Source organism: Capnocytophaga canis, assembly GCF_000827555.1.
In the GTDB taxonomy this organism is placed as follows: Bacteria; Bacteroidota; Bacteroidia; order Flavobacteriales; family Flavobacteriaceae; genus Capnocytophaga; species Capnocytophaga canis.
Genome location: NZ_CDOI01000152.1, coordinates 1 through 6281, shown reverse-complemented (window position 1 = coordinate 6281; position 6281 = coordinate 1). Strand labels below are relative to the sequence as shown.

The window sequence follows — 6281 nt, the reverse complement described above, 5'->3', positions numbered from 1 at the left end:
GTAATTGTTATTAGCATTCAACAAAAATACAACTTTATTCCCTGATTGTCAAATTTTTATACCATCATACTTTTTAAAACACGACCGAAAAAAATAATCATTAAAAAGTAAATAAAATTAAATACAATGATTCTTTCGTTAAAAATCCATAAAAAGATTTATGCAAGAGATTTAACTTAATGATTTTCATATTTTTGGTACTTTGCCAAAGTCTTAAAAACTTTGGTAAAGTGCTTTGAGATAGTAATTTAAGCAAAATAAAAAGTCAAGACGAGTTCAATCTAAAACAAAAATACAGCACCGATTTAATCAAAAATCTGGAATATTTTCTTTCAAACACGCTTTTATTTTATAACATTTATTATAAAATAACTCTTAACACTATCAATAGACTGCACAACACACTCACAAAGGTAATAAAAAAAGGAACTATAAACAATTTATAGCTCCTTTTTTGTAATAACCTCAAAAAATATATTAGCTTTCGCTTGTATTTTTCTTATCAAAATCTTTTTCCAAAGTATCGTAAATCATAGGTGCTGCTATGAATAGTGAAGAATAAGTACCTACAAGTACACCTACAATCATAGCGAACATAAATCCACGCAAGGATTCCCCACCAAAGATAAAGATAGTTACCAATACTGCCAAAGTAGTAATAGAGGTGTTTAACGTACGGCTAAGTGTACTGTTAAGTGCTACATTGATTTTCTCTTTGGTAAAATTAGGCTCTTTCATATACTCACGTATACGGTCATAGATAATCACCGTGTCATTGAGCGAATATCCTACCACAGTCAAGATGGCTGCAATGAAGGCTTGGTCAATCTCCATATTGAATGGCATAAAACTATATGTCAATGAGAAAATACCTAATACCAAAATCACGTCGTGCGCAGATGACACTACTGTACCCACAGAGAATTGCCATCTTCTGAATCGGAATAGGATGTAGAGAGCAATCACAATTAGTGAACCAATAACTGACCAGTAAGCACTACTCTTAATGTCTTCTGCTATTGTTGGCCCTACTTTCATTGACTGAACGATACCAATAGCATCGGTCTCAGCATTCGAAAACTCTTCGTAGCTATATCCTGCTGGTAAAAATTTTTGCAATCCTTTGTGAAGCAGTTCTTGAATTTCATTATCTACCTGAGTGCTTTCTTCCTCTACCTTATATTTTGTAGAAACCTTAATCTGATTTGCTGCACCAAATGTTTTTACTTCAGTAGTTCCTAAGTACTGCTGTAATTCGGCAGCCACCTCCGAAGCTACAACTGGGTGTTCAAAACGAATCTGGTAGGTTCTACCTCCTACGAAATCAATACCTTGATTCAATCCTCGTGTAGATAAAGATATGATACTTACCAAAACAGCTATTCCAGAAACAATATATCCTATTTTACGTTTTCCTATAAAATTGATATTTACGTTTTTGAATAAGTTTTTAGTCAAATTTGTAGAGAAAGTAAGATCATGTTTTTTCTCTAAGCTATATTCAATCAAAATACGTGTGATAAAAATAGCCGTGAACAACGAAGTGATAATACCTATTAGTAAAGTAGTAGCGAAACCTTGGATAGGGCCACTTCCAAAGAATAATAAGATAATAGCAGTCAATCCTGTTGTAATATTCGCATCTAAAATGGAAGAAAGAGCATTATTGAAACCGTCTTGAACAGCTTGTGCTACTCCTTTCCCTTTAGCCAACTCTTCTTTTGCACGTTCAAAAATCAACACATTCGCATCGATAGCCATACCGATAGTCAATACGATACCCGCAATCCCAGGAAGAGTCAATACAGCCCCTAAACTTGCTAATACGCCAAAAACTAATAAGATATTCAAAATCAATGCAATATCTGCATAAACCCCTGCTCTTCCGTAATAGAAAATCATCCAAGCAAAGATAAAAATAGTAGCAATCAAAAACGAATTAAACCCGCTATCAATAGCCTCTTGTCCCAAAGATGGCCCAACTACTTCCGATTGAACGATGTCAGCTCCAGCAGGTAATTTACCTGCACGAAGTACGTTAGCCAAGTCAATTGCTTCGTTTAAAGTGAAATTTCCTGTGATTTCAGAACGACCACCCGCAATAGCTCCATTAGTAACTCCTGGTGCTGAATAAACTATGTCATCCAACACAATAGCTATATTTCCTTGTTCCTTAAATGCTTTATCAGTAAGGTTTTCCCATATTCTCGCACCTTTACCATCCATCTGCATAGATACCGCAGGTTGGTTTCTCATATCAAAGGTTTGAGAAGCATCTGTAATTACATTTCCTGTCAAGGATGCTACATTGTCTCGGTTACCTTTCAGAGCATATAACTCAATCACATCCGTATTTTTAGCTGGTTTTCCCCAAACGAATTTTACGAATTGTAAACTTGGTGGCAACAAACGTTTTGCGTCTGTTGATTTTAAATAACTATTTACTTTTGCTGTATCCTTAATACTTGCACCGAATAGCACTGGAGAACCCTCGTAAGTAGGTACAGGTTTCAGTAAATCAAACAAAGGATTCACTTGATTTACAGAGTCTTTCTTAACATCAGTAAGTAGTGAGTCAATCGCAGAAGTGGTTTCCGTAGCCTGTGGTTTGATAGTTGCTACCAACTGTTGATTTAAAGCCTCTAAATAAGGAAATACCTCTACGTTTTTAAATGTTTCCCAAAACTCCAGTTGAGCTGTACTTTGTAACAAAGTTTTAACACGGGTAACATCTTTGGCTCCTGGAAGTTCAATCAGAATACGCCCCGAAGTTCCTAAACGTTGAATATTAGGTTGTGAAACTCCAAACTTGTCGATACGTTTACGCAATACCTCAAAAGCTGAAGTGATAGACTCATCCACTTTGCGTTTAATTATTGGACGAACTTCATTATCAAGCATTTGTATGTTTATCTCATCGCTCAACGCTTTATTAGCGAAAACCTCAGGAGATGCCAATTTTCCACCATTATTTTGGTATGCCTCAAAAAACAAATCCAAATAAGTGCGGTCTGTTTTTACCAAAAGCTCATCAGCCTCAGCTAATGATTTGTTAAAAATAGGGTCTTTTGAATTGTTCGCCAACCCTTTTAAGATGTCTTTTACAGAAATTTGCAGGATTACGTTAATACCTCCTTTCAAGTCAAGACCTCTGTTGAGCTCTTTTTCTTTGACTTCACCGTAGGTGTATTTCGTCACACCGATGTTATACACCGATTGTCCTAACATAGAGTCTAAATACTGAGATTCAACTCTTTCGCGTTTAGAAACATAGTCCGTTTCTGAACTTAACACCTTTGCCTCAGCAAATGCTTTAGCCTTGTTCTCTACCCTATTCGCCACAAACGTAAATGAAAGCTGATACACGCTCACAAGTCCGAACAACAGTGCAAATAGTTTAATAAGTCCCTTGTTTTGCATTTTAAATATTAATTACTAATTCTTTTTTTCTTCAATCGGCAAATATATACATTTTGAGGAATATACCACCATATGTAGTTGTTAAAATTTTTAAGTTTTTTTTAGTAACAAAAGCTTTATTTTATAAACAATTGATTTTCAAAGTTTTTCATATTCTTTTTTAAAGATATCTTCTTTAATTTAGTTTTTCATATGTATTCTTTTTCTGAAGTTTGTTAATTTTTCATCTTTTCGAGACAAATTATTTTAGTTATTATATGTGTAATCTTATTATATATTTTTGAATATCAAAAAATTATACTGATTTTACGAATCATAAATAAGTCGATGTCAAGCAAAAAAACAGACAACAGAAAAGAATAGTATTGGCTTGAAAAGATATTGCACATTACTTGATTTTTTCATACCTTTGTGCGTCCTTTATACAAAAAAATTATCCTACGTACGAAAACTTAAAAATTATAAATATATGAAAACATTTATCTTACTGCCTTTCTGTTTTTTATGGCTTTTTTCTTGTACTCCAAAAGGAGAGTTGACTGCAAAAGACGCTCAGGAACTGATTATTGATCATTTGGAACAGCACCCTATTTTTGAGCAAGGTAAATTTGACACTTCAAAACAACGGATTGACTCGAAAAAACAGCGGGAACTACTCACCTCTTTAGAAAAGTTACAAGAAGAAGGATTGATTGAAATCAACAACGAAAAAACCCGAAAAAAATGGTTTACAAAAGACTCCATTTTTGTGATAACAACGAACTTAACAAAAAAAGCATTGCCCTATGTAGTACAACAGAACAAAAACCATACGTTGGTTAAAACTATTCTATACAAACTCAATGAAAGTAAGGAAGTTGTGATTGAGAAAAAATCAGAGAAAAATGCTGTTTGTACCGTATTTTTAGATAAAGAAAAAACTCCATTTTACTACTTTGGAGATGATTCAACCCCAAAATCAGATTTTATCTCTCGAAAATTCAAACTGAAATTCAGTGAACAAGAAGGATGGAAAGTAGCTAAGTGATTAACATATTTATGATTTACGAATGAAAAATGCTATCATACTGACGCTCTTTCAAGCTATAAGTAGCCTTGTTTCAGGGATTCTTATTTCACAAATGTCTTTCCTTGGACGCGTAGGAATCAGCTTGAAATACAGAGAATATCTCATTTTCAAAACATGGTGGAAAACTGCTTTACTGATTTTTGCTGTGCATTTGGCTATCATTTTGTTACTTTACCTCTTGCGAAAACTGATCGGCTTTTGGGGAATGAAAATTGTAGTTGCCTTATTGTTTGCCTTGGGTGTAGCGGGTGTCTACTTGACTTATCAGGACTTCACAACCACAATGCACAAGGTAATGAAACAGAAATTTCATTTTGGGTTCTACTTATTTTGGCTAAGTTGGTTTATCACTTGTTTCTATTTTCTATTGATGAAGAAACCGAAGATAAAATCATATAAGGAAAATCAACAGCTTCATACCTCTAAAGAAAGAAATCACCATACGATTGTCGAATAAAAAACAATATCAAAAAAATAATGAAATTACCCGCTATCAAACTTGCACAACATATCATCCAAGCATGTAAGACGAAAAACATACAGCACATAGTCATCTCACCAGGTTCACGTAATGCACCTCTGACTATTGGCTTTTCCAACGATCCTTTTTTCACGTGTTACAGCATTGTTGATGAACGTTGTGCTGCGTTTTTTGCATTGGGAATTGCTCAACAGAAAAAACATCCTGTAGCAGTAGTTTGTACTTCAGGATCGGCTTTATTGAATTATTATCCTGCTGTAAGTGAGGCTTTTTACAGCAACATTCCTATGGTAGTAATTTCTGCTGACCGACCTTCAGACAAAATTGATATTGGTGACGGGCAAACCATACGCCAACAGAACGTATTGATGAACCACAGTGGCTATAACGCTAATTTATCGGATAAACAACATAGTGATGCGAGTAACATCTATGAACTGAACCGAGCTTTGAATACTGCGATTGCAGAACGATTGCCTGTACATATCAACGCTCCTTTTGAAGAGCCTCTCTATACAACCACCAACGAAATTTTTCCTTTCGAGAATTTTTCGGAGAGAGAACGTATTTATAGTACAACACCCGCTCAGAACAAAAATTTCATACAGGCGTGGAATCAGTCAAAAAAGAAAATGGTATTGGTTGGAGTTTTATCGCCAAACGAATTAGAAAATAGATATATAGAACAATTGGCTGAAGACCCTTCTGTTCTGGTTTTAACAGAAACTACCTCGAATTTATATCACGAAAAATTTATTCCCTATATTGATAAATTACTAACTTATACGGAAAAAGATGAATCCCTAAAAGCAGATTTACAACCCGATTTTTTACTTACTTTTGGTGGATTAGTAGTGTCAAAAAAAATTAAACAATTCCTACGGAAATATCAGCCTAAATTTCATTATCACATTGATAGATACAAAGGTTATGATTCATACTTTTGTCTGACCGATCATTTAAAAACAGATATAAATTCATTTTTTACAGACATATCGCTGGAATTAAAAACCATTTCATCGAATTATCAAAAACGTTGGACTATTGTAAATACGGAAATTCACAAACGTCATCTGGAATATATTAATCAAATTCCTTATTCTGACTTGAAGGTTTACAAAAAAATATTTGAAAACATTCCTGATAATCAAATGGTTCAATTAAGTAATAGCTCTACTGTTCGCTATGCTCAGCTATTTCGCTTAAACCCTTCTTGGCAAATTTTTTGTAATCGGGGAACGAGTGGTATTGATGGAAGTACTTCAACAGCCATCGGAGCTGCCATAGGAAGCCAGCGACCGACCCTGTTGA

4 protein-coding genes are annotated in these 6281 nt (G+C 34.4%); 3 read left to right on the top strand and 1 reads right to left on the bottom strand.

From position 1 onward, the window contains the following. Nucleotides 1–477: 477 nt before the first annotated feature. Entirely contained in the window at nt 478–3420 is a 2943-nt protein-coding gene (secDF, locus tag CCAND38_RS06615; protein ID WP_042344495.1) for a protein translocase subunit SecDF, read from the bottom strand. A gap of 469 nt (nt 3421–3889) precedes the next feature. Here secDF and CCAND38_RS06610 point away from each other — a divergent pair, with 469 nt between their 5' ends. The 3 genes from CCAND38_RS06610 to menD all read left to right on the top strand — a co-directional run. Then, nucleotides 3890–4447 carry a hypothetical protein gene (locus CCAND38_RS06610; protein WP_052458171.1) on the top strand — a complete coding sequence of 186 codons (558 nt, stop codon included), beginning with the start codon at nt 3890–3892 and terminating at the stop codon, nt 4445–4447. A 22-nt stretch (nt 4448–4469) separates the two neighbouring features. Next, complete coding sequence (locus CCAND38_RS06605) at nt 4470–4946, top strand: hypothetical protein (protein ID WP_042344494.1); 477 nt, start codon at nt 4470–4472, stop codon at nt 4944–4946. 20 nt (nt 4947–4966) lie between these two features. Beyond that, a partial coding sequence (gene menD, locus CCAND38_RS06600; protein ID WP_042344493.1) for a 2-succinyl-5-enolpyruvyl-6-hydroxy-3-cyclohexene-1-carboxylic-acid synthase occupies nt 4967–6281 on the top strand: 1315 nt, incomplete at its 3' end.

Bases quoted from the DNA above. Each gene is read 5' to 3' on its own strand.
- secDF (WP_042344495.1), bottom strand. From the start codon at position 3,420: ATGCAAAACAAGGGACTTATTAAACTATTTGCACTGTTGTTCGGACTT.
- CCAND38_RS06610 (WP_052458171.1), top strand. From the start codon at position 3,890: ATGAAAACATTTATCTTACTGCCTTTCTGTTTTTTATGGCTTTTTTCT.
- CCAND38_RS06605 (WP_042344494.1), top strand. From the start codon at position 4,470: ATGAAAAATGCTATCATACTGACGCTCTTTCAAGCTATAAGTAGCCTT.